Source organism: Rhizobium alarense, from assembly GCF_021555155.1.
Classification (GTDB): domain Bacteria; phylum Pseudomonadota; class Alphaproteobacteria; order Rhizobiales; family Rhizobiaceae; genus Rhizobium_D; species Rhizobium_D alarense.
On record NZ_JAKGBU010000002.1, the window covers coordinates 52,065 to 73,894 of the forward strand.

The 21,830-nt window shown below is 66.6% G+C and carries 26 protein-coding genes; 7 read left to right on the forward strand and 19 right to left on the reverse strand.

Annotation, left to right across the window (positions count from 1 at the left end):
* The first annotated feature begins 242 nt into the window (after positions 1-242).
* Together LXM94_RS00980 and LXM94_RS00985 are read left to right on the forward strand one after the other, a co-directional pair.
* Entirely contained in the window at positions 243-1,007 is a 765-nt protein-coding gene (locus LXM94_RS00980; RefSeq protein WP_235769277.1) for a GGDEF domain-containing protein, read from the forward strand.
* A gap of 146 nt (positions 1,008-1,153) precedes the next feature.
* Positions 1,154-1,942, forward strand: a complete 789-nt coding sequence (locus LXM94_RS00985) for a L,D-transpeptidase (RefSeq protein ID WP_235769278.1) — start codon at positions 1,154-1,156, stop codon at positions 1,940-1,942.
* Between the two features lie 22 nt (positions 1,943-1,964).
* Here LXM94_RS00985 and LXM94_RS00990 read toward each other — a convergent pair whose 3' ends face one another.
* From LXM94_RS00990 to LXM94_RS01000, 3 genes are all read right to left on the reverse strand, one after another.
* Positions 1,965-2,342 carry a response regulator gene (locus tag LXM94_RS00990; RefSeq protein ID WP_235769279.1) on the reverse strand — a complete coding sequence of 126 codons (378 nt, stop codon included), beginning with the start codon at positions 2,340-2,342 and terminating at the stop codon, positions 1,965-1,967.
* Positions 2,339-4,648 (reverse strand): sensor histidine kinase, encoded by a 2,310-nt coding sequence (locus LXM94_RS00995; RefSeq protein WP_235769280.1) that lies wholly within the window; start codon positions 4,646-4,648, stop codon positions 2,339-2,341. Before LXM94_RS00995 ends, LXM94_RS00990 begins: the two co-directional genes overlap by 4 nt.
* A gap of 79 nt (positions 4,649-4,727) precedes the next feature.
* Positions 4,728-5,198: a MarR family winged helix-turn-helix transcriptional regulator gene (locus LXM94_RS01000; protein WP_235769281.1), complete on the reverse strand. Its 471-nt coding sequence runs from the start codon at positions 5,196-5,198 to the stop codon at positions 4,728-4,730.
* A gap of 107 nt (positions 5,199-5,305) precedes the next feature.
* Between LXM94_RS01000 and LXM94_RS01005 the strand changes: the two genes are divergently transcribed.
* The gene (locus LXM94_RS01005; protein WP_235769282.1) at positions 5,306-5,728 is read left to right on the forward strand and encodes an organic hydroperoxide resistance protein; all 423 of its coding nucleotides are present in this window, start codon (positions 5,306-5,308) and stop codon (positions 5,726-5,728) included.
* A 417-nt stretch (positions 5,729-6,145) separates the two neighbouring features.
* Here LXM94_RS01005 and LXM94_RS01010 read toward each other — a convergent pair whose 3' ends face one another.
* The 6 genes from LXM94_RS01010 to LXM94_RS01035 form a co-directional block, all read right to left on the reverse strand.
* Entirely contained in the window at positions 6,146-6,409 is a 264-nt protein-coding gene (locus LXM94_RS01010) for a hypothetical protein (RefSeq protein WP_235769283.1), read from the reverse strand.
* A gap of 85 nt (positions 6,410-6,494) precedes the next feature.
* Positions 6,495-6,668 (reverse strand): hypothetical protein, encoded by a 174-nt coding sequence (locus LXM94_RS01015; RefSeq protein WP_235769284.1) that lies wholly within the window; start codon positions 6,666-6,668, stop codon positions 6,495-6,497.
* Entirely contained in the window at positions 6,668-6,934 is a 267-nt protein-coding gene (locus LXM94_RS01020; protein ID WP_235769285.1) for a hypothetical protein, read from the reverse strand. Before LXM94_RS01020 ends, LXM94_RS01015 begins: the two co-directional genes overlap by 1 nt.
* A 284-nt stretch (positions 6,935-7,218) precedes the next feature.
* The gene (locus LXM94_RS01025) at positions 7,219-7,485 is read right to left on the reverse strand and encodes a DUF1488 family protein (protein WP_235769286.1); all 267 of its coding nucleotides are present in this window, start codon (positions 7,483-7,485) and stop codon (positions 7,219-7,221) included.
* Entirely contained in the window at positions 7,482-7,688 is a 207-nt protein-coding gene (locus LXM94_RS01030; protein ID WP_235769287.1) for a hypothetical protein, read from the reverse strand. Before LXM94_RS01030 ends, LXM94_RS01025 begins: the two co-directional genes overlap by 4 nt.
* A gap of 165 nt (positions 7,689-7,853) precedes the next feature.
* Entirely contained in the window at positions 7,854-9,416 is a 1,563-nt protein-coding gene (locus LXM94_RS01035) for a helicase HerA-like C-terminal domain-containing protein (protein ID WP_235769357.1), read from the reverse strand.
* Positions 9,417-9,632: 216 nt separating this feature from the next.
* On the opposite strand from LXM94_RS01035, the gene LXM94_RS01040 reads away from it, so the two are divergent.
* Positions 9,633-10,025: a hypothetical protein gene (locus tag LXM94_RS01040; protein WP_235769288.1), complete on the forward strand. Its 393-nt coding sequence runs from the start codon at positions 9,633-9,635 to the stop codon at positions 10,023-10,025.
* A 144-nt stretch (positions 10,026-10,169) separates the two neighbouring features.
* Entirely contained in the window at positions 10,170-11,114 is a 945-nt protein-coding gene (locus tag LXM94_RS01045) for a DMT family transporter (protein WP_235769289.1), read from the forward strand.
* Here the strand turns inward: LXM94_RS01045 and LXM94_RS01050 are convergent.
* The 5 genes from LXM94_RS01050 to LXM94_RS01070 all read right to left on the reverse strand — a co-directional run bounded on the left by LXM94_RS01050 (position 11,074) and on the right by LXM94_RS01070 (position 15,208).
* Positions 11,074-12,240, reverse strand: a complete 1,167-nt coding sequence (locus LXM94_RS01050) for an MFS transporter (protein ID WP_235769290.1) — start codon at positions 12,238-12,240, stop codon at positions 11,074-11,076. The two genes, LXM94_RS01045 and LXM94_RS01050, sit on opposite strands and share 41 nt — an antisense overlap.
* A 237-nt stretch (positions 12,241-12,477) precedes the next feature.
* Positions 12,478-12,735: a BrnA antitoxin family protein gene (locus LXM94_RS01055; RefSeq protein WP_235769291.1), complete on the reverse strand. Its 258-nt coding sequence runs from the start codon at positions 12,733-12,735 to the stop codon at positions 12,478-12,480.
* Positions 12,689-12,967 (reverse strand): BrnT family toxin, encoded by a 279-nt coding sequence (locus LXM94_RS01060; protein ID WP_235769292.1) that lies wholly within the window; start codon positions 12,965-12,967, stop codon positions 12,689-12,691. The genes LXM94_RS01055 and LXM94_RS01060 overlap by 47 nt, the downstream gene beginning before the upstream one ends.
* Before the next feature lie 129 nt (positions 12,968-13,096).
* Complete coding sequence (locus LXM94_RS01065) at positions 13,097-13,930, reverse strand: aldo/keto reductase (RefSeq protein ID WP_235769293.1); 834 nt, start codon at positions 13,928-13,930, stop codon at positions 13,097-13,099.
* Positions 13,931-13,999: 69 nt separating this feature from the next.
* Entirely contained in the window at positions 14,000-15,208 is a 1,209-nt protein-coding gene (locus tag LXM94_RS01070) for an MFS transporter (protein ID WP_235769294.1), read from the reverse strand.
* 145 nt (positions 15,209-15,353) lie between these two features.
* Between LXM94_RS01070 and LXM94_RS01075 the strand changes: the two genes are divergently transcribed.
* Entirely contained in the window at positions 15,354-16,247 is an 894-nt protein-coding gene (locus LXM94_RS01075) for a LysR family transcriptional regulator (RefSeq protein ID WP_235769295.1), read from the forward strand.
* Positions 16,248-16,308: 61 nt separating this feature from the next.
* Here LXM94_RS01075 and LXM94_RS01080 read toward each other — a convergent pair whose 3' ends face one another.
* The 5 genes from LXM94_RS01080 to LXM94_RS01100 form a co-directional block, all read right to left on the reverse strand.
* Positions 16,309-17,472: an endonuclease/exonuclease/phosphatase family protein gene (locus tag LXM94_RS01080; protein ID WP_235769296.1), complete on the reverse strand. Its 1,164-nt coding sequence runs from the start codon at positions 17,470-17,472 to the stop codon at positions 16,309-16,311.
* 136 nt (positions 17,473-17,608) lie between these two features.
* Positions 17,609-18,379 (reverse strand): trans-aconitate 2-methyltransferase, encoded by a 771-nt coding sequence (gene tam, locus LXM94_RS01085; RefSeq protein WP_235769297.1) that lies wholly within the window; start codon positions 18,377-18,379, stop codon positions 17,609-17,611.
* Between the two features lie 11 nt (positions 18,380-18,390).
* Positions 18,391-19,041, reverse strand: coding sequence for a haloacid dehalogenase type II (locus LXM94_RS01090; RefSeq protein WP_235769298.1), 651 nt, complete (start codon positions 19,039-19,041; stop codon positions 18,391-18,393).
* A 96-nt stretch (positions 19,042-19,137) separates the two neighbouring features.
* Complete coding sequence (locus LXM94_RS01095) at positions 19,138-20,178, reverse strand: zinc-dependent alcohol dehydrogenase family protein (RefSeq protein WP_235769299.1); 1,041 nt, start codon at positions 20,176-20,178, stop codon at positions 19,138-19,140.
* 26 nt (positions 20,179-20,204) lie between these two features.
* Positions 20,205-20,753, reverse strand: a complete 549-nt coding sequence (locus tag LXM94_RS01100; protein ID WP_235769300.1) for a GNAT family N-acetyltransferase — start codon at positions 20,751-20,753, stop codon at positions 20,205-20,207.
* Positions 20,754-20,921: 168 nt separating this feature from the next.
* Here LXM94_RS01100 and LXM94_RS01105 point away from each other — a divergent pair, with 168 nt between their 5' ends.
* Positions 20,922-21,803 carry a branched-chain amino acid aminotransferase gene (locus LXM94_RS01105; RefSeq protein ID WP_235769301.1) on the forward strand — a complete coding sequence of 294 codons (882 nt, stop codon included), beginning with the start codon at positions 20,922-20,924 and terminating at the stop codon, positions 21,801-21,803.
* The last annotated feature ends 27 nt before the right edge of the window (positions 21,804-21,830 follow it).

Genomic DNA, 21,830 nt, shown 5'->3' on the forward strand with positions numbered 1-21,830 from the left:
TCGAGGGCATCAACCGCTCGACGCGCCACAAGTCCGGCATCGCCATGCGCTTTCCCCGCATTGCGCGGCTCAGGCAGGACAAGCTGCCGGCGGAGGCGGACAGGCTCGAAACGCTGGTCGCCATGGTGGATGCGAAAGACGGCTGACGGGCGCTGTCCATCGCGAGCTGTGGGGACCCCCGCGGCAAGCAATGATTCACCATTATGGGCCATGGTAGCCTTTTCATGCGACTGAAGGCTGCCATGAAGATCCGACTCGAGAGACGGGACTGGTTGAAGATCGGGCTGATTTCGACGATCGGGACGCTCGTCTGCATCGGCGTGGCGCTCGCGCTCGACTACGGCAATTTCAGCCGCATGGCGCCCGAGTTCAAAGCCGTGGCGATCCGCAACAACATCCTCATCCCGATCGTGCTCGCCCTGCCGGCCTTCACCGTCTTCCAGTGGAAGATCCGGCAATTGGCGATCGCCAAGATGCGGCTTGAGGAGCTGGCCTATACCGACAGCCTGACCGGCTGCCTCAACCGGCGGGCCTTCATCGCGAAAATGGCCGAGTGGGAGCGCCAGGGGCGTCAGGGCGTGCCGGATGGCGCGGCGCTGATGGTCATCGACGTCGATTATTTCAAGCGGGTCAACGACGCGCTCGGCCATGAGCAGGGCGACCATGTGCTGATCGGCGTCGCCGCGGCGATCAACTCCGCCATCCGCCCTATCGACGTGCTCGGGCGCATGGGCGGCGAGGAGTTCGCGGTCTTCATGCCGGGCGTCAACAAGCCGGTGGCGTCGCTTGCGGCCGAGCGGCTGCGGCTTGCCGTCATGGCGTCGGGGCTGACGCAGGCCGGCGACGGCGAGCCGCTGACGATCAGCGTCGGCGTCGCGTGGTCGGGCGGTCGCGTCACCTTCATCGAACTCTATCCGGAGGCCGACAAATGTCTCTACCTCGCCAAGCAGACGGGGCGGAACTGCGTCGTTCTGAAGGAATTCCGCGCCGAACAGCACGCCGCCTGACGCGGCCGTCCTGACGCGGCGGCGCGCGCAAGCCACGCGCCAGCCGCGTTTGCCACATTTGCGGCATGGTTGCCGACGTAAAGAAGCGCTGCTGCCCGGCGGAGGCGTCCGTCCCGCCCGAGTCCACTGGATCGCAAAGTTCGTTCATGACCCATTCCCCGTCGTTCTCCCGCCGCCGCTTCCTGCGTCTGACCGGCATGGCCGCGCTCACCGGCCTGGCCGGCTGTACCTCGTCGATGAATACGGACCGCTTCCGCTACGAGACCGCGCCGGTCTTCCGCAACCCGGAGCTGGAGGGGCGGCCGGGTGTCTTTCCCGAGGGCCGCGTGCCGGATGACGGACCCTACGAGGAGCCCGTGCTGCCGACCGGGCTGCCCGAAGCGGATCCCGCCTATGTCGGCATCTATGCGGCGCGCATCGACGGCGGCTACCAGATTCCGGCCGTGCCCTACCGGCAGATCGACGCGCGCTACTGGCGCCGCGAGGTCGAGGATCCGTTCGGCGAGCAGCCCGGCACGATCATCGTCGATACCGGCAACCGCTATCTCTACCTGACGCTGTCCGGCGGCCGGGCAATGCGCTACGGCGTCGGCATCGGCCGCGAGGGCTTCGCCTGGTCGGGCAGGGGGGTCATCCAGTGGAAGCAGGCCTGGCCGCGCTGGACGCCGCCCGATTCGATGGTCGCGCGCCAGCCGGAGCTCGCCAAATATTCCGGGAGGAACGGCGGCATGCCGCCCGGCCTCGCCAACCCGCTCGGCGCCCGCGCGCTCTACATCTTCCAGAACGGCGAGGACACGCTCTACCGGCTGCACGGCACGCCGGAATGGAAGTCGATCGGCAAGGCCGTCTCGTCGGGCTGCGTCCGGCTGCTGAACCAGGACGTCATCGACCTCTACCAGCGCGTGCCCGGCAAGGCGCCGGTGCTGGTGATCTGAGCGCGCCGGGTGGCGGAACGCGTCACGTCGCCAGCAGCTCCGTCATGATCCTCAGATGCTCGGTCGTCAGCGGCTTTTCGAAATAGCTTTTCACGAAGCTGTAGCGCATCGCGCGCTCGCGGTCCTTGCCGAGATGGGAGCTCGTGAGCATGGCGACGACCGGCGCATGATTCTCGAACTCCGCGGCATAGCGGTCGAGGAACTCGAAGCCGTTCATCACCGGCATGTTGATGTCGAGGATGATGGCGTCCGGCATTCCGCTGCGCAGGATGTCGAGCGCCTCGGCGCCGTCGAAAGCCTTGGCGATCCGGATGTCGGGATTGAACTTTCGGATCGTGTATTCGCAGATGAACTGGTCGTTCTCGTCGTCGTCTACAACCAGGATCGACGTCATATTCATGCTCCCCCCTTCTCGGGCAGCTCCACTGCGAAGCGGCTGCCCTTTTCCCTCGGCTCGTACAGCACCCGGCCGCCCAGCGATTCCGCGCTCTTCTTGAGGATGTAGAGGCCGAGGCCGCTACCGAAGGCGCGGTTGGGATGCAGGCGCTTGAACATGCGGAACAACTGGTGCCGGCTTTCCGCCGGAATGCCGATGCCGTTATCTTCCACCGATATGCACAACGTGCCGTTGCTTCGCTCCGCGCGGATTTCGATCGTCGGCGCCGTCTCCTGCGGATCGTGATACTTGATGGCATTCGAGATCATGTTGCCGATCACGATCTGGAATTTTGACGGCTTGTTGACGATTGTCAATTCCTGCCCGACATGATTGGCGATCGACAGGCGGCCGAAATGGTCGAGATGGGACAGGCTTTCCAACGTCTCGCGCACGACCTCGTGCACGCGGATCGGTTGTGCCGCCTCGTCGAGCAGGCGATTGCGCGTCAGAACGATGATATTCTGGATCAGGTGGTCCTGCCGGCGGAAGTTCTTCTCCATGCGCTCCAGCGTGCCCTCCAGCGCGCCATGCGCCCCGTCCTTGAGGAGATCCTGCGCGATACCGATGAGCCCGAGCGAGGAGGCGATCGGCGAGCGCAGGTCGTGCGAGGTGCGGTAGGCGAATTCCTCGAGCTCCGTATTGGCCTCGATCAGTTCCTGCTCGTAGCGCTTGCGCTCCGAGATGTCGCGCACGATGCCGCTGTAGAGGATGCCGTCGCCGAGCTCGACTTTGGCGACGGCGAGATCGAGGGGGAAGACGCTGCCGTCCTTGCGGCGGCCCTCGACCTCGCGGCCGATGCCGATCACCTTGGCCTCTCCGGTGCGGTTGTAGTTGGCGACATAGCCGTCATGGGCGCTGTGATAGGGCTCCGGCATCAGCATCTTGACGTTGCGCCCGATCATCTCGTCGTTCCGGTAGCCGAAGATCCGTTCGCAGGCCGGGTTGGCGGAGCGGATCGTGCCCGCCGCGTCGATCGAGATGATGCCGTCGACGGCATTGTCGATGACGGCGGCAAACCGTTCCCGGCTGTCCGCCAAATCTCGAATCATTGCCTTGCGCTCCGAGATGTCGCGCACCACGCCGCTGTAGATGACGCCGTCGACAAGGTCGACCTTGGCGACGGCGAGATCGAGGGGGAAGACGCTGCCGTCCTTGCGGCGGCCCTCGACCTCGCGGCCGATGCCGATCACCTTGGCTTCTCCGGTGCGGTTGTAGTTGGCGACATAGCCGTCATGGGCGCTGTGATAGGGCTCCGGCATCAGCATCTTGACGTTGCGCCCGATCATCTCGTCGTTCCGGTAGCCGAAGATCCGTTCGCAGGCCGGATTGGCCGAGAGGATCGTGCCGTTGCGGTCGATGGTGACAATGCCGTCGACGGCGTTGCCGATGATGGCGGCGAGGCGGGCCTCGCTGCCTTCGAGATCGTCCAGCGTCCGCCTGTAGCGCCGGGCATTCCATTGCGAATAGGCGATGAGCGCGATGTAGATGATCCCGGACGTGAGGAGGAGGTATGTGACGGTCGTGCGCACGCTCAAAACCCAGTCGAAGGTGGCGAGCGCGGTCGTCGACACCGGCCTGCGCAGTTCCAGAAGGCTGAACGTCAGCAATGCGAAATAGGTGATGATCGCCGCCGCCGGCACAAGGCGGCCGCGCGAATGCCGCTCCGACCGCGGGCCGATGAACACGAGGCCGGTGCCGAGCGCGACGAAGCAGATCGCGATGCTCGGCGACATGCGGGCCAGGCGCGACCAGGCATAGGCTCGGTCGAGATCGATCAGGTAGCCCGTCAGCGCGACGGCGGCAATCGTGCCGGCGACAAAGCCCAGACCGGCCTGCAGGCGTGTGTTTCGCTTCGTCGCCGCACGCGTGGCGATGCCGGAGGAAACCAAAATGAAGCAGATGGCGGAATTTGCTCCCATGCGCCCGGGCGCGCCGCTGGCAGGCCGCACGACGGGGTCGAGGAACAGCGTGTCGATGCCGATGTTCACGCCAAGGGGGTATTGCAGCAGCGTCAGCATGCAAAACAGCCAGACGGCCGCCGCAAGGGCGATGGCGAGGCGGGGCATCGCTCCGGCGGACAGGATGAAGGCGAGACCGCTCGCCACAAAGCACAGCGCCGTGTTGAACTGCATCAGGAACGGCGACGGGTAGGTCGCAACGAGCGAGCGGGCCCCGGCCAGCCAAAGGCCGAGGACGATGGACCCCAAAGTGATGCAGATCAGGCCGACGAAGAGGTCCGGCCATATCCCGCGCCAACGGACTGCCATGGTCTGACGTGTCCCAGCTTCGACTCGTCGGCAAGTTTAGCGCGAAAGTTGCGTCACCGGCAGCGCTAAATTTAGCAGTTCATATTTCTGTCGCATTCATCCGGGCGGCAAGCTCCCGCAGCTCGGCGGTCAGCGCGCTCAGGGTTTCGAGCGAACATCCCGTCGCCTCGCCGATCCCCCGCTGGATGCCGGCGGCTTCCCGCTTGAGGTCGCGGCCCCGCTCGGTGAGCGTTGCCAAAACCTGCCGTTCGTCGCTCCTGTCGCGCGCGCGCAGGATGTAGCCGTTTTGCTCGAGGCGCCTCAGCAGCGGGGAAAGCGTGCCGGAATCGAGGCCGAGCTCGTCGCCGAGCGCCTTCACCGTCTTCCCGTCGCCCTGCCAGAGCGACAGCATGACGAGATATTGCGGATAGGTGAGGCCGTGCGGGTCGAGCAGCGGCTTGTAGCTGCGGTTGAACGCGTGCGCGGCGGAATAGACGGCGAAACAGAGCTGCCGGCCGAGCGCCAGCATGTCGTCCGTCATTGCCTCCGGTCTGTCACGTTCGTCTGCCATATCCCCTTATACGGCGGGGCCGGATTTTTTTCAATGTGCAAAATTATATTGCACACAATTAGATTATGCGCTATACGATAAACATCCACAACCAAGGGAGATCCGAAATGCCCATTCTCTACAGGACCAAGGCCTCTGTAACCGGCGGCCGCGCCGGCCACGGCGCAACCGAGGACGGCACGGTCGACGTGACGCTGACCGTTCCGAAGGAGCTCGGCGGCGACGGCGCGACGGGCGCCAACCCGGAAAAGCTCTTCGCGGTCGGCTATTCCGCCTGCTTCCTCGGCGCGCTGAAATTCGTCGCCGGCAAGGAGAAGGTGAAGATTCCGGACGACGCGAAAGTGACCGCGACCGTCGGCATCGGCCCGCGCGAGGACGGCGGCGGCTTCGGCCTCGAGGCCGCGCTCGAAGTGTCCGTTCCGGGCGTCGACAAGGCGGTCGTCGAGGACCTCGTCAAGAAGGCCCACGTCGTCTGCCCCTACAGCCACGCCACGCGCGGCAACCTCGACGTCAGGACGACGGTCGCCTGACATCTGCCTCCGGGCCGGATCGGCCGTCCCGTCCGCGGTCTCCGGACCGCAGGCGAGGGCGGCCCGCCGCGTCCGTGGCAGCAAAAACTCCGTCCGGCCCTCTTTCTCGGGAAAATATGATCTTCTTTCTCGGGAAAGGACATCGCCAATGGCAATTCTTGCGCCTGGCCCATTGCCGAGGGGGTGGTTCTGACGAAGGCCGTGACGGCCGTCGCCGAACGCCTCGGGCTCGCCGCGCGCATGCCCGCCGCATCTGCTTCTCCCGCGCCGATTTCGCCGTCCACCTCGACGGCAGGTTCAAGCTGAGCGACGGGGATTTCCTGCCGTAGTCGCGGACGGTTCCGACCGGTCGCAGAAAGGGCGGTGCAGGCATCGCGCCGCCCCGCCCGATCACCGGGGTCGCCCTGCGGCGGGCCGTCAACCGGCGGGCATGGACGGTGTCCGGTCTTTCTCGATCGCGGCATCGAGGTCGGCATTGTCTATGGAGACAAGGCTCTTCTTCGGGCCGGCGTTGATTTCGATGAGCGTATCGATGCGGCGATAGGCGAGCCAGGAAATCCCGGTCAGCTGCTCTTCGTCGTCCTGCACCTGATAGTCGCCGGGCGGCTGCACGCCGTCGAGGCCGAACAGGGTGAACGGCCTGTCGAAATGCACGGTGCGCGTTTTCGTTCGGGTCAACATGGACGAAGCTCCCTTGAGCCGGGTTTTCGGATTCACGGTGTCTGCACGGCGCCGGGCCGGCTCGCGGCGTCCGGAGAGACTGTCGTCATTCCTCTGCGATCCCTTCGGGCCGGCCGGGCTTGTTCAAGACATGAACGGTGCATGATGGTGCCTTGCCGGACCTGACCTCCATCGGAACCACGTTGCCGCCTCTCTTGAGCGTTTGGGCCTTGGAAGTTCGGAATTCGACCAGGCTGACGATGTTGTCGTTCTCATCCATCAGCGGACCAGCATTCGAGCAACGGTACTGTCGCCCATATTGTTGAAGGACGAATGGCCGGTGCTGCCGCCTTCGTTCTCCCAATTCGCCAGGGCCGTTCGGTCAAATTCACCGTTCTGCCTGGGAGAAGCCGGATAATCTTGCGGCAAGATCATGCCGGCGTGGATGCGGTCGATGATGATGCGCTCGCTGCAGTGGTCGCGTCCGAATGCGGCTTGAAGGTCCGATGTCGCATAGTCGCCGCGCCGCAGCAGCTTTTGCAGCATGGACCGTGCAGTTCGGCCGCCGACGGCCGGCGGGACGGGCCTGTCTACCATCGCCGGGCGCCTGCGCCGCTGCCGATGGGCTCGAGGCAGACAGATGATGTCGTTATGCCTGTGGTGCCGGCGAAAGCCATGAATCCTCCTTGTCGGAACACTTGTCGGAACACGGGTTGTCGGAAAACGGGGCGCGGGCTTCGAGATCGGCAAGCGGCCGGCACCGTACGTCGGACAATGCGGTAAAAAACAAACTCTGGTGTATTTCCGGCGATCCGTTTTACCGGAATACTCTAGCCGAAACTGCGGGCGTCGAGCTCGATCGTGTCCCGCCGGTTTGCCGCATAGGCTTTGCGTGCGGTCTCGAGGATACGCTGGCGCATCCTGTCAAAGGCCGAAAGATAGTCCCGCTCGGTGCCGTTTCGCGGCGAAATGTCGCCCGCAAAGACGTCGACGGGCAGGAAGAAGCGGATCTCGAACATGCCGTCATGACCGACGAACCGGACGCGTCGCTTGCTTTCGTCGTAACTGCGGGCGGGGTTGGGAAAGGACAGGGTCATGAAGGCCGACTCACTCTGTGCGACAAGGCGGAGATCAGGCCTTCTCTCGTGCGGACGCCATCTTGAAACTGCGCAATCACGAAGCGTGCGGCGCTCACGTCGGTTGCCGCGCCGTTTGCCCAGTAACCCGCATTGCTCAGCACGCTGCGCATCAAGGTCAGGTCCGATGCTTGGATGGGATGAAATTGGAAGTCGGAAGACATGATGTCCTCCTTTGCTGGGGCCAGGGTGACTGTCGCCCTTAAAGCAACAGCGCCCGTTCAATGGCTGCCACTCGACCATATATGGGGAGCATCCCCGCCGATTTCAAGGATACCGGGCGTCGGCGTGATGTGCCGGCGCGCAGCCGTTATCGCTGGCGGCTTCCCCTACCGCTTCAAACTCCCCAGGATCCCCCTGACCAGGGCGCGCCCGAGCGACGAGGCCACGGTCCTTGCCACCGATTTCATCGCCGCTTCGGCGACCGTCTCGCGCTGGTAGCCGGAGGTGCGTTTGCGGGTGGTGGTCGTGGGGGCGGGGTCGTCGTCGCCGAAGCCGGGCAGCGTCCAGCGGCTGCCGCCGGACGTCTGCTCGGCGGCCTCGGCTTCTTCTTCCGCGCGCTTCTCGGCCTCGGCCGCCTCCGTCGCCTTCCTCGCCCGCGCGGCCAGCATCTCGTAGGCGGATTCGCGGTCGAAGTCCTCGTCGTAGAGGCCGGCGACCGGGCTCACCTTGATGACCTCGGCGCGCTCGGCCTCCGTTAGCGGCCCGAGCCGCGAGGCGGGCGGGCGCACCAGCGTGCGCTCGACCATCGAGGGGGCGCCCTTGCCTTCGAGCGTCGAGACCAGCGCCTCGCCGGTGCCGAGCTGGGTGATGACGGCGGCGCAGTCGAAATCCGGGTTGGGGCGGAACGTGTCGGCCGCCGTCTTCACCGCCTTCTGCTCGCGCGGCGTATAGGCGCGCAGCGCGTGCTGCACCCGGTTGCCGAGCTGGGCGAGCACGGTTTCCGGCACGTCGAGCGGGTTCTGCGTGACGAAATAGACGCCGACGCCCTTCGAGCGGATGAGCCGCACCACCTGCTCGACGCGCTCGACCAGCACCTTCGGTGCGTCGTTGAAGAGCAGGTGCGCCTCATCGAAGAAGAAGACGAGCTTCGGCCTGTCGGGGTCGCCCACCTCCGGCAGGACCTCGAACAGCTCCGAGAGCATCCACAGCAGGAAGGTGCCGTAGAGCCGCGGGTTCATCATCAGCTTGTCGGCGGCGAGCACCGAGATGGCGCCGCGCCCGTCGTTGGTTGTGCGCATGATGTCGGAGATCTTCAGCGCCGGCTCGCCGAAGAAATGTTCCGCCCCCTGCTGCTCGAGGATCAGCAGCTCGCGCTGGATCGAGCCGACCGATGCCTTGGAGATGAAGCCGAACTTGTTGGAGAGCGCCGTGGCGTTCTCGCCCATATAGGTCAGGAGCGACTGCAGGTCCTTGAGGTCGAGCAGCGGCAGGCCGCCTTCGTCGGCGATCTTGAAGGCGATGTTGATGACGCCCTCCTGCGCGTCCGTCGCGTTCATCAGGCGCGACAGAAGCAGCGGCCCCATTTCGGACATGGTGGTGCGGACCCGGTGGCCCTTCTCGCCGTAGAGATCCCAGAAGATCACCGGGAACTGCTGGAAGTCGTAAGGGGCAAGCCCGATCTGCTCGGCGCGCTTCAGGAGAAAGTCCTTCGCCTCGCCGATCGCGCCGATGCCGGAGAGATCGCCCTTCACGTCGGCGCAGAACACCGGCACGCCGGCATTGGAAAAGCCTTCCGCGAGGATCTGCAGCGTCACCGTCTTGCCGGTGCCGGTGGCGCCCGTGACGAGCCCGTGCCGGTTGCCGAACTTCAGGTCGAGATATTCGCCCTTGTTGATCGTGTCGTCCGGCTTGCGGCTGGTGCCGATATAGAGTTTGCCGTCCTGGAGCATGGATTCCGTCACGTCTGGTCTCCCTGGAGGCTGCCTGGCGACGTTGCCGCGGCGGGTCCCCGCATCTTTTCATTGAATCGTCAGGCAGACTTTATAAGGTTCGGGCATGAGATCAATAAGCGCCTGCAAGGCTGTTGATCCGCCCCGCTCCGGCTTGAGTTCGCCGCAGAGTTCATTTACCTTGACGTTAACGTCAATTTTATCGGAGGACTTCCCATGAACGAACTCGTCACCCGCGTCGCCGATGCCGTCGGCATCGATGCGGGCCTCGCCGAAAAGGCGATCGGCATGATGCTCGGCTTTCTCCAGCGCGAGGCGGCCGATGGCCCGGTCGCCAAGATGATCGAGGCGATCCCGGGCGCGAGCGAGCTCGTCGCCAAGTACAACGGCGAGGGCACCGGCGGCGGCGGCCTGCTCGGCGGGCTGATGAGCGCGGTGGGCGGCGGCGGCGTCATGGCGCTCGGCCAGCAGCTGATGGGCGAGGGCCTCGGCATGGGCGAGATCACCGGCCTCGCCAAGGAAACCATCGCCATCGCCCGCGAGCACGCCGGCGACGAGACCGTCGACCAGGTCGTCGATTCCGTTCCGGGCCTCGGCCAGTTCGTCTGAGCACGATGCCGTCGCGCCGGACCGTGCGCCACGCGCGGTCCGGCGCGCCTGCCGAAGGGCATCGCCGCGCATGGTTCGATCGCGACCGAAGCATTTGCGCGATGCCGTGATCTAGGGTCCGGTCTTCCGAAAGCGGAGACGAACGTGACCGAAAGACCCATCCGACCGGCGCGGGAATTCGCGCTTCTTGGCCTTCTGGCGCTGCTCTGGGGCAGTTCCTATTTCTTTTTGAAGATCGCGGTTGCCGAGATCCCGCCGGTAACGGTGGTCGCCGCCCGCGTTTCGATCGCGGCCCTGTTCCTGCTTGTCGTGCTGCGGTTGCGCGGCGACCGGCTGCCGGCCGATGCCGGCACCTGGCGGAGGCTGTTCCTGCTGGCAATGCTGAACAGCACGATCGCCTGGACGGTGCTCGCCTGGGGCCAGCAGCACATCGACAGCAGCCTGGCGAGTGTCCTGAATTCCACCTCGCCGGTCTTCGTCTTCCTCTTCACCCTTTTGATCAGCCGCCACGAGCCGACCGGCCCGCTGCGTTTCCTCGGCGCTTGTCTCGGCCTTGTCGGCGTGCTGCTGATCGTCGGGACGGAAGCGCTTGCCGGGCTCGGCCGGCAGGTCGTCGGCCAGGCCGCGGCGGTGTCGGGCGCCATGCTCTACGCCGGTGCGGCGATCTACGGCCGCCGCTTCCACCACCTCTCGGCGCCGGTCACGGCGGCCGGCACCATGCTCTGCGCCGCAGCCTGCCTCGTTCCCCTGAGCCTCGTGCTGGACGCGCCCTGGCGGCTGGCCCCGTCGCCGCGGGCGCTGCTCGCCGTCGCCATGCTGTCGGTCTTCTCAACGGGCGTTGCGGTGATGATCTATTTCCGCCTCGTCCGGACGATCGGCTCGCTCGGCGTCGCCAGCCAGGCCTATCTGCGGGCCGTCGTCGGCGTCCTGCTCGGAACGGTGCTGCTCGGCGAGTATCTGCCCGTCGTCGTGCTTGCCGGCGCGGTGACGGCGATCGCCGGCGTGGTGCTGATCAACCTGCCGGCCCGGCGGACGGGCGGGCGGGCGCTCAGGCCTGCCGCCGTCCCGAAAGAGCAAAGAGCGCCGTGAACAGGGCAAGCGCCGCGCCGACCGACAGCGGCCCGGCCGCGGGGCCGCCCCATTCCATGACGGCGCCGGTGGCGCTCGATCCGGCGCCGCTGCCGATCGCATAGGCGAGCGAATAGGCGGCAGCGCCGGCAACCAGCATGCCGCCGCGGAACTGTTCGCCGAGCATCGTCAGCGCGCAGGTGTAGAGCGAGAAGGTCGCCGTGCCCATCAGCGCGAAGGCGGCGAGGATGGCGGCCGGCGCGTCGAGGAACGGGATGGCAAGGAAGCTCGCCGCCCCGGCGGTCGCCGCGGCGATCGCCACCCGGCGGCGTGGCAGGCGGTCGAGCGCCACGCCGATGAAGGGCTGGGCAAGCGCGGTCGGCAGCGCCAGCACCGTGACGCTCACCGCCGCGAAGGCCTCCGTATGCCCGGTCTTGACGAAATAGACCGGCATCGCGGAGATCGCCGCGATGTCGGCGAAGCCGAAGGCGAAGACCATGGCGACGAGCAGCGGCGCCTGCCGGAAGAAGGCGAAGAGGTCCCGCGTCGTCGAGGGTTCCGGCACGGTCTTCGTCGAAAAGAGCAGCATGGCGGTCGCAAACGCGACCATGGCGAGATAGACGGCCGTCAGCGCGAAGCCGAAGCCGCCCTCGGTTCCGAACAGCGGGATGGCGAGCGGGCCTGCCGCGAAACCGGCGCAGATGCAGGCGCCGTAGATGCCCGAGACTCGGCCGCGCAGCCGGTCCGGGCAGGCGACGTTGAGCCAGGCCTCGCCGAGCATGAAGATGATGCTGGCCGAGAAACCGAGCACGAAGCGGGAAACGAACCAGGCCGAAAGCGACGTCGTGACGGCGAAGGCGGCGAGCGACAGCGCGCAGCCGACGAGGCCGGCGACGATCAGCCGGTCGGCGCGGAAGCGGTGGGTCAGCCGGCCGAGCGACAGCGTCGCGGCGCCGAGCCCGAGCGCGAAGGCGAGCGCGTTGATGCCGATCAGCGTCGACGTCACGCCGCGCGCCTCGAGGACCAGCGAGATCAGCGGATAGGTGACGCCCTGCGCCACCGAAAAGGCGGTGACGCCGAGAACGACGGCAACGATCGCCGCCCAGTCGGGCGCAAAATCGACGGCGGGGGCCGGGTGGGACGGCATGGAATGCTCCTCCGCCCGCCAGGCGGCGGGCAGAGGCTGCATAGACCTTCGGCCGGCGAATTGCAAAGGGAAGGCGGATCTGTGGCAGGTTTCCTTGTGCAGGATCGCCGGCCAGCCATCATCCGTAGCGCCGGGGCCGCGCGTGTCGATCAACCGGCCATCCCCAAGCGGAACGATGGCGCCATCCTTGCCAGTATGTCAGCAAGATTCCTGCAAACGGTTTCGTCTGCGGTTGCCTCACGTCCGCTGTTGCTCGAGCCACTGCCGCAGAGCGGCGTTGATGCGCGACTGCCAGCCCGGGCCGCCGGCGCGAAAATGGGCGATCAGATCCGTGTCGAGGCGTATGGTCGTCGACGTCTTCACCGGTTCGCGGCGCGGCCGACCGCGGCGCAGGGGAGCGGCGGCAATCCGCTCGCGCCAGGGTGCTTCGGAGAGGTCGGGTGCATCTTCAGGATCGATCCAGTCGTTTGCCGAAGGTTTCCTGCTCCCGGTCATTGGCTTTCCTCATGCTGATGGTCCGCTGGGCATCGCCGCGCCAGGTCCAAACGATGACAACCATTCGTCCGTCGAGACGACCGACCGTGATGAACCGCGCTTCTCCGTCGTCCTCCCGGTCATCCTCGATCGTTATATGCTCGCCGTCGAATAGGTCGGCCGCGCGCGAGAAGTCGAGGCCGCGCTCTCTGAGCGTCATTGCCTGTTTCAGCGGATCGAATTCAATCGACATTTCTTGTTACTACAAAAAATCGATTTCGGCAATCGGATTGTAGCAAGTCGACTGTTGGATTCAATCAGGAATTGAAGACAAGGTTCGCCGCGGGCAAGTCGGCCGCGGCGAACCTTGTGTCTCGCGGCCCTACGCCGCCCTGTCCCAGCGCGGCGCGAGACCGTCGGGATTGACGATGCGGCCGTCCGGGCGGGCGAGCAGGTGGATGCGCTTCATTTCCTCGGCCGACAGCGTGAAGTCGAAGATGTCGAAGTTTTCCTTCAGCCGGCTTTCGGTCGCGGTCTTCGTCAGCGCCACGACGCCCGGCTGTTCGATCAGCCAGCGCAGCGCTACCTGCGCCGCCGTCTTGCGGTGGCGGGCGCCGATTTCCTTCAGCACCGGATCCTTCGGCACGCGCCCGTCGGCCATGGCGTAATAGGCGGTGACCGACATGTGGTAGGATTCGGCCGCTTCCAGCACCTTGAACTGGTCGAGATAGGGGTGATACTCGACCTGGTTGGTCGCGAGCGGCGCCGTGCTCAGGCGCACGGCCTCCGCCATCAGCCCGGTGTTGTAGTTGGAAACGCCGATATTCGTCGCATAGCCCCGGTCGCGGGCTTCGTTCAGCGCCCCGATCTGCTCGGCGAGCGGAACCGTGTCGTTCGGCCAGTGCAGGAGCAGCAGGTCGACATGGTCGGTCCTGAGCTTCTCCAGGCTTTCGGCGACCGAGCGCAGGAAGTCGTCGTGATGGAAGCGGTCGACCCAGACCTTGGTGGTGAGGAAGAGTTCGTCGCGCGCGACGCCTGAGCGGGCGATCGCCGCGCCGACGGCGGCCTCGTTCCGGTAGATCTGCGCCGTGTCGATATGGCGGAAGCCGGTCTCGATCGCCTTCGGCAGGATGGCGAGCACCTCGCTCTCGGGCATGCGGAACGTGCCGAAGCCGAGCTGGGGCATGTTGGCCCCGTTGGAAGAGACGGTTTTCATGGTTTTCTCCTTCTGGACTGCGGCCGCCGCAGGCGACGGCGCCGGTAGGCTGTGATGGGGTGAAACGCCTCAGGCGCGGTTCGGTTCTGCCCGGCCGCTCCAGCCGGGCGCCTGCTCCTCCGCCTTGCGGTCGAGCATGGCACTGATGCGCGTCAGAACGAGGGCAGCGGCGACGAGAACCGCACCGACGAAGGGCGTTGCACCGAGGCCGAGCGGCGAGGCGACGACGAGGCCGCCGATCCAGGCCCCGGCCGCGATGCCGAGATTGAACGCGGCGATGTTGAGCGCCGAGGCGACGTCGATTGCGCCCGGGCGATGGCGCTTGGCGAGTTCCACCACATAGAGCTGCAGGCCGGGCACGTTGGCGAAGCTCAGGAAGCCGAGCGCCGCAAGCGTCACGAGCGCCGGCACCGGCGAGGGGGCGGTGAAGGTGAAGGCGACGAGCACCAGCGCCTGCACGGCGAAGAGCCAGAAGAGCGCGCGCACCGGGTTGCGGTCGGCGACGCGGCCGCCGGCGATATTGCCTGCCGCGATCGCCAGGCCGTAGAGCACGAGCACCAGGCTGACGCTTCCGGCCGAGAAGCCGGTGATCTCCTGCAGCACGGGCGCGAGATAGGTGAAGGTCACGAAGGTGCCGCCATAACCGAGCGCCGTCATCGCGAAGACGAGGAGCAGCCGGCCGGAGCCGAGCACGCGGACCTGGTCGACGAGGCCGGCCGGTGCCTGCCGTTTCAGGTTCGTCGGCAGCAGCAGCGCGATGCCGGCGAAGGCGACGATGCCGAGCGCCGCGACGGCCCAGAAGGTCGCCCGCCAGCCGAAGGTCTGGCCGATGAAGGTGCCGAGCGGCACGCCGGTGACGATCGCGACCGTCAGCCCCATGAACATCATGGCAATCGCCGAGGCCTGCCGGTTTTCCGGAACCAGATCGGCCGCGATGGTCGAGCCGACGGAGAAGAAGACGCCGTGCGCGAAGGCCGAGAGCACGCGGGCGACGAGCAGCATTTCGTAGGACGGCGACAGCGCGGCAAGCGTATTGCCGGCGACGAAGAGCGCCATGAGACCGATGAGCAGGCCCTTGCGGCCCGCCCGCCCGGTCAGCGCCGTCAGCACCGGTGCGCCGAAGGTGACGCCGAGCGCATAGATGGAAACGATGAGGCCGGCGAGCGGCAGGGTGATGCCGAGGTCGCCGGCGACCGTCGGCAGCAGGCCGACGATGACGAATTCGGTGGTGCCGATCGCATAGGCGGCGATCGTCAGCGCGAAGAGGGCAGGAGGCATGGGCGGACTCCCTGCGCCGGGCGCGGCCCGGCGGCAGAACGGGGTTTCGGAGGTTGGTTCGAGGCGGACTATGCGCCGCGCTGCCTTGCGCGATAAGTCGGGGGATCGGATAAGTATCTTTGAATTGAATTCAAAGGAGGATCCGATGGACAATCGCGCCGGCGAGATGGAGGTCTTCGCGGCCGCCGCCGAACTTAAGAGCTTCTCCGCCGCCGGCCGCCGGCTCGGCCTGTCGCCGTCCGCCGTCAGCAAGCTCGTCACCCGCATCGAGGATCGGCTCGGCACGCGCCTTCTCGTGCGCAGCACGCGCACGCTGGAACTGACGCCGGAGGGTGAACTCTATCTGGAGCGCGCCCGGCGCATCCTCGCCGAGATCGCCGAGACGGAGCGGATCGTCGCCGACGGTGCCCGCGCGACGCCGCGCGGGCCGTTGCGCGTCAATGCGTCGGTCGGCTTCGGCGAGCGCTACATCCTGCCGCTCGCCCCGGCCTTCCTCGCGCTCTATCCGGAGATCGAGCTCGACCTGACGCTGACGGACGGGCTGATCGACGTGGTCGGCGAGCGCGCCGACGTGGCGGTCCGCCACGGGCCGATGCGCGATTCGAGCCTCAAGGCCCGCAAGCTCATGGAAAGCCGGCAGGTGGTGATGGCCTCGCCCGCCTATCTCGCCCGCCACGGCACGCCGCGGACGCCGGCCGACCTTGCCGGGCACAACTGCATCCGCTTCAACTTCCGCCGCAGCATCGACGAATGGTCCTTCCTGCCGCCGGGCGGCACGGCGGTGGAGCGGCGGCCGGTCTCCGGCAACCTGCTGGTGTCGAGCGGGTCGATCATCCGCCAGCTCTGTCTCGCGGGCATCGGCATCGGCCGCGTCGGGCGCTTCCATGTGGAGCCGGACATCGCCGCCGGCGCGCTCGTGCCGCTGCTGGAGGATCACAATCCCGGTGACCTCGAGGAGGTGCACGCCGTTTTCGCCGGCCACGAGCATCTCGCCGCCCGCATCCGCGCCTTCATCGATTTTCTGGCAGAACGGCTTTAGCGGACGGGTTTCTTGCCTCGGCGGCTGGCGGCACCGCCGCTTGCGCGCGGGTGTCAGGTTCTCACACGTCGGCTCCGCCGGCGATCTGGCGCAGGTAGTCGTCGGTATAGTCCGTGTCGATCTCGATCCACAGCGGCGAATGATCGGACATCTGCCAGGTGCGCCATTTGCGATAGAGGTCTTCGGGCGTCTTCGCCCTGGCGCTCTTCTTCGTCTCGGGGTCGGTCGGAGGCATGAAGGGCGCATAGAGCGCGATGTCCTCGGCATTGTCCCGGAACACCTCGGCGAACATGTCGACGATGCCGCCATCGACCACCCGGAAGCGCTTGTCCTTCACGCGCACGGCGATCTGGTCGTAGAAATGCTTGCGCTGGTCCTTTCCCATCGTCTCGCCGTCGATCTGCCTGGGGATCTTGAAGCCCCTGCTTTTCAGCGCCTTCATCGTCTCGTGCTGCGGGCTGACGACATTGAAGTCGCCGAGCAGGATGTAGTTCTCAACGACGCCGTTGCGGTCCTTTTCCTGTTTGCTGACGGTGTCCTGCCGGTCCGCGAAGAATTTGGCGAGCGCATTTATCTCGTTGATCCGGCGCTCGAGCTGCGGGCCGGAATCGTCGCCGAAATAGATGTGGACGGTGCAGAGGCTGAAGCGGAACCAGCCCGACTGGAAGGTGACGAGGAAGGGGCTTCGCGCGAACTGCTGCTTCATCTCCTTGATCTGCGGCTCGATCCCGGGCGTCGCCGTGTCCGCCTTCACTTTTGCTTTCGATACGACGAGATGGCCGTTGGGCAGCACGATTTCGCCGGCGATCTTGCGGAACCAGACCTTTTCCCGATTGTAGACGAAGGCCATGCGCTCGCCGTTGCCGCCGAAACCCTCGGTCGTGTCCGTGGCGATATAGTCCCATTCGCGTCCGAGGATGCCCATGACCTTGTCGAGCGGCGCGAGATCGCGGTTGATCTCCTGCAGCGCGACGAGGTCGAAGCAGGAGATGATCTCGGCGATATAGTAGAAGCTCTCCGTCAGCCGCGGGCCGTATTTGAACTTGTTGGAATCGAAGTCGCGGATGTTCCAGGTCGCCAGCAACAGCGACGAATCCTTCTTCTGGCGGCGCAGCTTTTCGAGATTGGCGCGGATCCTGAGGAGACGCTTGGCGCAGCGCGGCATCGCGGCCACGTCCGTCTCGCCGTCGAACACTTTTCCCATGCGCTTGTAGTTGTTGGACATGGCGCGCCTCCGTTCGACCTCGACCGGGCGCCGCGCCCTGCGGCGGCCCGACGATCCCGCTACAGTTGTGAAATGTAACTTTATCGCGAGCCTTTGTCACGCCGGCAGTCGCGCGTCTGCGGCGTCGAAGGACCGCTCACGCCCTGACGGCGACGACGAACAGCCGCGGGAAGCGCAGCAGGCGCCGTCCGTCGGCGAGCGGCGGATAGGCCGCGTCGATGCGGGCCGTGTAGTCGGACAGGAAACCGGGCCGGTCCGCCGCCGGAAGGCGGTCGAGATAGGGCCTGAGCCCCGTCGACTTCACCCAGTCGACGATCGCCGCCGCATCGGCCATCGGGTGGTTGTAGACGGTGTGCCAGACGTCGACGCGCGCCGCGAGCGGCGACAGGGCGTCGAAATAGGCCGACGGCGGCGGCCGCGGCACCCGGTGCGGCAGGCGGCCCTCGAAGGCGTGCCGCCACGGGCCCGCCGTCGCGCTCTCCGCCATCAGCCGGTGCGACGGCTCGTCGAGATTGTCCGGCATCTGCACGGCAAGCACGCCGCCCGGCCGGAGATGCGCCATGAGCCGCGCCAGGAGCGCCATATGGTCCGGCAGCCACTGGAAGACGGCGTTGGAAAAGAGCAGGGCGGCCGGCTCGTGCGGCAGCCAGCGGGCAAGGTCGCATTCGATGAAATCGATGCCGGGCAGGCGCTGGCGCGCCGCCGTCAGCATGTCGGCGGCGTTGTCGACGCCGCGCACGCCGCGGCCCGGAAAGCGCGCCGCGACGAGTTCCGTCGAGTTGCCCGGCCCGCAGCCGAGATCGTAGACGGTGCCCGGCGGCGGGTCGGGCACCTGTGCCAGGAGGTCGCGCGCCGGCCGGGTCCGCTCGTCCTCGAATTTCAGGTAGTCGGACGCGGACCAGGCCATGCGGCGGTTCCTCAGAGCGCGTCGAGCGAGGGCAGGATCAGGCTCGGGCCGAGATCGCCGTATTCGTCCGGCGCGTTGCTGCGGTTGATCCAGACGGTGCGGAAGCCGAACCGCGTCGCGCCCGCCACGTCCCAGCGGTTGGAGGACTGGAAGGAAACGGCGTTCGGATAGAGCCGGTAGGCGGTGGTCACCAGGTCGTAGACGGCGGGCGCCGTCTTGTAGGTCTTCAGTGCGTCCACCGAGAAGACGTCGTCGATCACCGTGTCGAGCGCCGCATTGGCGACGGCCGATTTCAGCATTTCCGGCGAGCCGTTGGAGAGGATGGCGATCTTCGCGCCGCGGCCCTTCAGCCCCTTCAGGACGGCCGGGACCTCGGGATAGCAGTCGAGCTTCCAGTAGGCTTCGAGCAGCTTGGTCCGCAGGCTCCGGTCGACGCCCGGCACGCGCTGGAACGTGAAGTCGAGCGCCTCCTCCGTCAGCGTCCAGAAGTCGCGATAGGCGCCCATCAGCGCCCGCGTCCAGGAATATTCGAGCTGCTTGGCGCGCCAGACCTCGGAGAAGAGCTGGTAGTTCTCGCCGACATCGCCCGCATGGCGGCGCACGGCCGCATGCACGTCGAACAGCGTGCCATAGGCATCGAAGACATAGGCGGCATGGGACACGGTGCGCGGCTCCCCCTAAATGCGCATTGAAAGCAAGGCATTGGTCATTGGAGCGATAATGTCAATTCTTTGTGCATTGCACAATGGCGCCGCACCCTAGAACCGCGTGATGACGCTGATGCCGAGATCGGTCGCCGTGTCCATCGCCATCAGGGCGGGCACCGCGTCTTCCAGCGAAATCTCCCGGCCGATCAGCCGCTCCGGCTTCAGTTTTCCGGTCGCCATCATCGTGAGCATCGCATCGTAGCGCCAGGCCTGCATGCCGTGGCTGCCGTAGATCTCCAGCTCGTGGCCGATCACCTGCGCCATCGGGATCGCCGGCGTCGCGTGTTCGCCGAGCATCAGGCCGACCTGCACATGGCGGCCGCGCCGGCGCAGGTTCTTGATGGAGTTGAAGCAGGTGACCGGCGAGCCGAGCGCGTCGATCGAGGCATGCGCGCCGCCGCCGGTGATTTCGCGCACCGCCTCGGCCACGTCGGCGACCTGCCGTGCGTTGACGGCCGCGACCGCGCCCATGTCGCGCGCGAAGGCGAGCTTCTCCTCGGAAATATCGATGGCGATCGGGTTGGCACCGAGCGCGGCGGCGATCATGATCGCTGACAGGCCGACGCCGCCGCAGCCGTGCACGGCCACCCATTCGCCGCCGGTGACGCGCGCCTGGTCGACGACGGCGCGAAACGAGGTGGCGAAACGGCAGCCGAGGCTTGCGGCGGTGGCGAAGCTGACGGTCTCCGGCAGGGGCACGAGATTGTGGTCGGCATGGTCGATCGCCACATGGTCGGCAAACGAGCCCCAGTGCGTGAAGCCCGGCTGGAACTGCTCCTCGCAGACCTGCTGATTGCCCGAGCGGCATTCGCCGCAATGGCCGCAGCCCGAGACGAAGGGCACCGTCACCCGGTCGCCCGCCTTGAAGCGCCCGACGTTCCGGCCGGCGACGACGACGATGCCCGCCAGCTCGTGTCCCGGCACATGCGGCAGGGAAATGTCGGGGTCGTGCCCCATCCAGCCGTGCCAGTCGCTGCGGCAGAGCCCCGTCGCCTCCACCTTGATGACGACGCCGCCCCGGGTCGGCGTCGGATCGGGCAGCGTGCGGATCTCGGGTGTTGCCCCGAAGGCTTCGTAATACATGGCTTTCATCGTCGTCCTCGTCCTTGCCGTCGTTCTCAGGGCGCGGCTCGCGCCGCCGGCGCGATGCGCATCGCCATCAGGATCTCGTCGATCTCGCGTCCTTCGTGGCGGAAGCCGCCGGGAATCCGGCCGATCTCCGCAAAACCCGCGCGGCGGTAGAAATCGACCGCCCTGCCATTCTCCGCCGTCACCGCCAGTTCGAGCTGGACGACGCCGTCGCATGCGGCCTCGGCGCAAAGGTCCGAAAGCAGCGCCTCCGCCAGTCCGGTTCCCCGGTGCTCCGGCCTCACATAGACCATCACGACGCTTGCCCGGTGCGCCATCTTGCTCGCCCGCTGCCGCATGAAACCCATGAGGCCGACGGGCTCGCCGTCGAGATGCGCCGCGAGCAGCGTGGCGTCGGCGATCCAGCGGCGCCAGCCGTCCGCATCGAGCGCCTCCCACTCCGCCGCCGTGCTGGCGAAGGCGGCCGGTTCGCAGCGGAGCGCCTCCAGCCGCAGTGCCCGGAACGTCTCGACGTCGCCGGCCGCGAGCCTGCGGATCGACAGGGATTTTGAGGGTGCCGTCGGGCGGGCGTCGGTCATGCTCTTCTATCGCATGGCGGGTTCCGGCCGCAAAGCCGGCGATCCATGACAAAGCCTGATGCACCCATTCATCCTCTTGAGACCCTGCGGAAAAACCGGGCACGGAGGCGCATTGCGGCTTGACCGATCCCGCCTGGCGGGCCTTCATGCCGGAAAAGGAGAACCACCATGCCCGTCGATACATCCGCCCGCACCACCACCTGGACCTATGTCGACGGCGAATGGCTGGAGGGCAACCCGAAGCTGATCGGCCCGACCTCACATGCCATGTGGCTCGGCTCGACGGTGTTCGACGGCGCGCGCTGGTTCGACGGCATCGCGCCGGATCTCGACCTGCACTGCCAGCGCGTCAACCGCTCGGCCGAGGCGCTCGGCCTCAGGGCGACGATGCGTGCCGAGGAGATCGAGGGGCTGACCTGGGAGGGCGTCGCGAAATTCGACGGCAGGACGGCGATCTATGTCAAGCCGATGTACTGGGCCGAGCACGGCTGGTTCAGCGTCGTGGCGCCGGACCCGGACTCGACCCGCTTCGCGCTCTGCCTGTTCGAGGCGCCGATGGGCGATCCCCGTGCCGGCACCTCGCTCACCGTCTCGCCCTTCCGCCGCCCGTCGCTGGAATCGATGCCGACGGACGCCAAGGCCGGCTGCCTCTATCCGAACAACGCCCGCATCCTCGTCGATGCCAAGCGGCGCGGCTTCGACAACGCGCTGGTGCGCGACATGCTCGGCAACGTGGCCGAAACGGGCGCGTCGAACATCTTCATGGTCAAGGACGGCGTCGTCTTCACGCCGGCCGCCAACCGCACCTTCCTCGCCGGCATCACCCGCGCCCGCGTCATCGGCCTCCTGCGCGAGGCGGGCTTCGAGGTGGTGGAAGGGGTGCTGACGGTCGCCGACTTCGAGGCCGCCGACGAGATCTTCACCTCCGGCAACTATTCCAAGGTCGTGCCCGTCACCCGCCTCGAGGACCGCCACCTCCAGCCCGGCCCCGTCGCCGCCAAGGCCCGCGACCTCTATTTCGACTGGGCCAACTCGAACGGCGACGTGTGAGGCGTTTCGCGCTTGCAGTTTGCACGC

Coding starts and splice junctions, on each gene's coding strand:
- LXM94_RS01070 (WP_235769294.1), bottom strand. CDS start 15,208: ATGCCTCCTGCCCTCTTCGCGCTGACGATCGCCGCCTATGCGATCGGC.
- LXM94_RS01095 (WP_235769299.1), bottom strand. CDS start 20,178: ATGAAAGCCATGTATTACGAAGCCTTCGGGGCAACACCCGAGATCCGC.
- LXM94_RS00985 (WP_235769278.1), top strand. CDS start 1,154: ATGACCCATTCCCCGTCGTTCTCCCGCCGCCGCTTCCTGCGTCTGACC.
- LXM94_RS01035 (WP_235769357.1), bottom strand. CDS start 9,416: ATGCTCCAGGACGGCAAACTCTATATCGGCACCAGCCGCAAGCCGGAC.
- LXM94_RS01030 (WP_235769287.1), bottom strand. CDS start 7,688: ATGTCTTCCGACTTCCAATTTCATCCCATCCAAGCATCGGACCTGACC.
- LXM94_RS01100 (WP_235769300.1), bottom strand. CDS start 20,753: ATGACCGACGCCCGCCCGACGGCACCCTCAAAATCCCTGTCGATCCGC.
- LXM94_RS01005 (WP_235769282.1), top strand. CDS start 5,306: ATGCCCATTCTCTACAGGACCAAGGCCTCTGTAACCGGCGGCCGCGCC.
- LXM94_RS00990 (WP_235769279.1), bottom strand. CDS start 2,342: ATGAATATGACGTCGATCCTGGTTGTAGACGACGACGAGAACGACCAG.
- LXM94_RS01080 (WP_235769296.1), bottom strand. CDS start 17,472: ATGTCCAACAACTACAAGCGCATGGGAAAAGTGTTCGACGGCGAGACG.
- tam (WP_235769297.1), bottom strand. CDS start 18,379: ATGGCCTGGTCCGCGTCCGACTACCTGAAATTCGAGGACGAGCGGACC.
- LXM94_RS01040 (WP_235769288.1), top strand. CDS start 9,633: ATGAACGAACTCGTCACCCGCGTCGCCGATGCCGTCGGCATCGATGCG.
- LXM94_RS01010 (WP_235769283.1), bottom strand. CDS start 6,409: ATGTTGACCCGAACGAAAACGCGCACCGTGCATTTCGACAGGCCGTTC.
- LXM94_RS00980 (WP_235769277.1), top strand. CDS start 243: ATGAAGATCCGACTCGAGAGACGGGACTGGTTGAAGATCGGGCTGATT.
- LXM94_RS01060 (WP_235769292.1), bottom strand. CDS start 12,967: ATGTCGATTGAATTCGATCCGCTGAAACAGGCAATGACGCTCAGAGAG.
- LXM94_RS01075 (WP_235769295.1), top strand. CDS start 15,354: ATGGACAATCGCGCCGGCGAGATGGAGGTCTTCGCGGCCGCCGCCGAA.
- LXM94_RS01015 (WP_235769284.1), bottom strand. CDS start 6,668: ATGGATGAGAACGACAACATCGTCAGCCTGGTCGAATTCCGAACTTCC.
- LXM94_RS01065 (WP_235769293.1), bottom strand. CDS start 13,930: ATGAAAACCGTCTCTTCCAACGGGGCCAACATGCCCCAGCTCGGCTTC.
- LXM94_RS01025 (WP_235769286.1), bottom strand. CDS start 7,485: ATGACCCTGTCCTTTCCCAACCCCGCCCGCAGTTACGACGAAAGCAAG.
- LXM94_RS01000 (WP_235769281.1), bottom strand. CDS start 5,198: ATGGCAGACGAACGTGACAGACCGGAGGCAATGACGGACGACATGCTG.
- LXM94_RS01055 (WP_235769291.1), bottom strand. CDS start 12,735: ATGACCGGGAGCAGGAAACCTTCGGCAAACGACTGGATCGATCCTGAA.
- LXM94_RS00995 (WP_235769280.1), bottom strand. CDS start 4,648: ATGGCAGTCCGTTGGCGCGGGATATGGCCGGACCTCTTCGTCGGCCTG.
- LXM94_RS01050 (WP_235769290.1), bottom strand. CDS start 12,240: ATGCCGTCCCACCCGGCCCCCGCCGTCGATTTTGCGCCCGACTGGGCG.
- LXM94_RS01020 (WP_235769285.1), bottom strand. CDS start 6,934: ATGCTGCAAAAGCTGCTGCGGCGCGGCGACTATGCGACATCGGACCTT.
- LXM94_RS01105 (WP_235769301.1), top strand. CDS start 20,922: ATGCCCGTCGATACATCCGCCCGCACCACCACCTGGACCTATGTCGAC.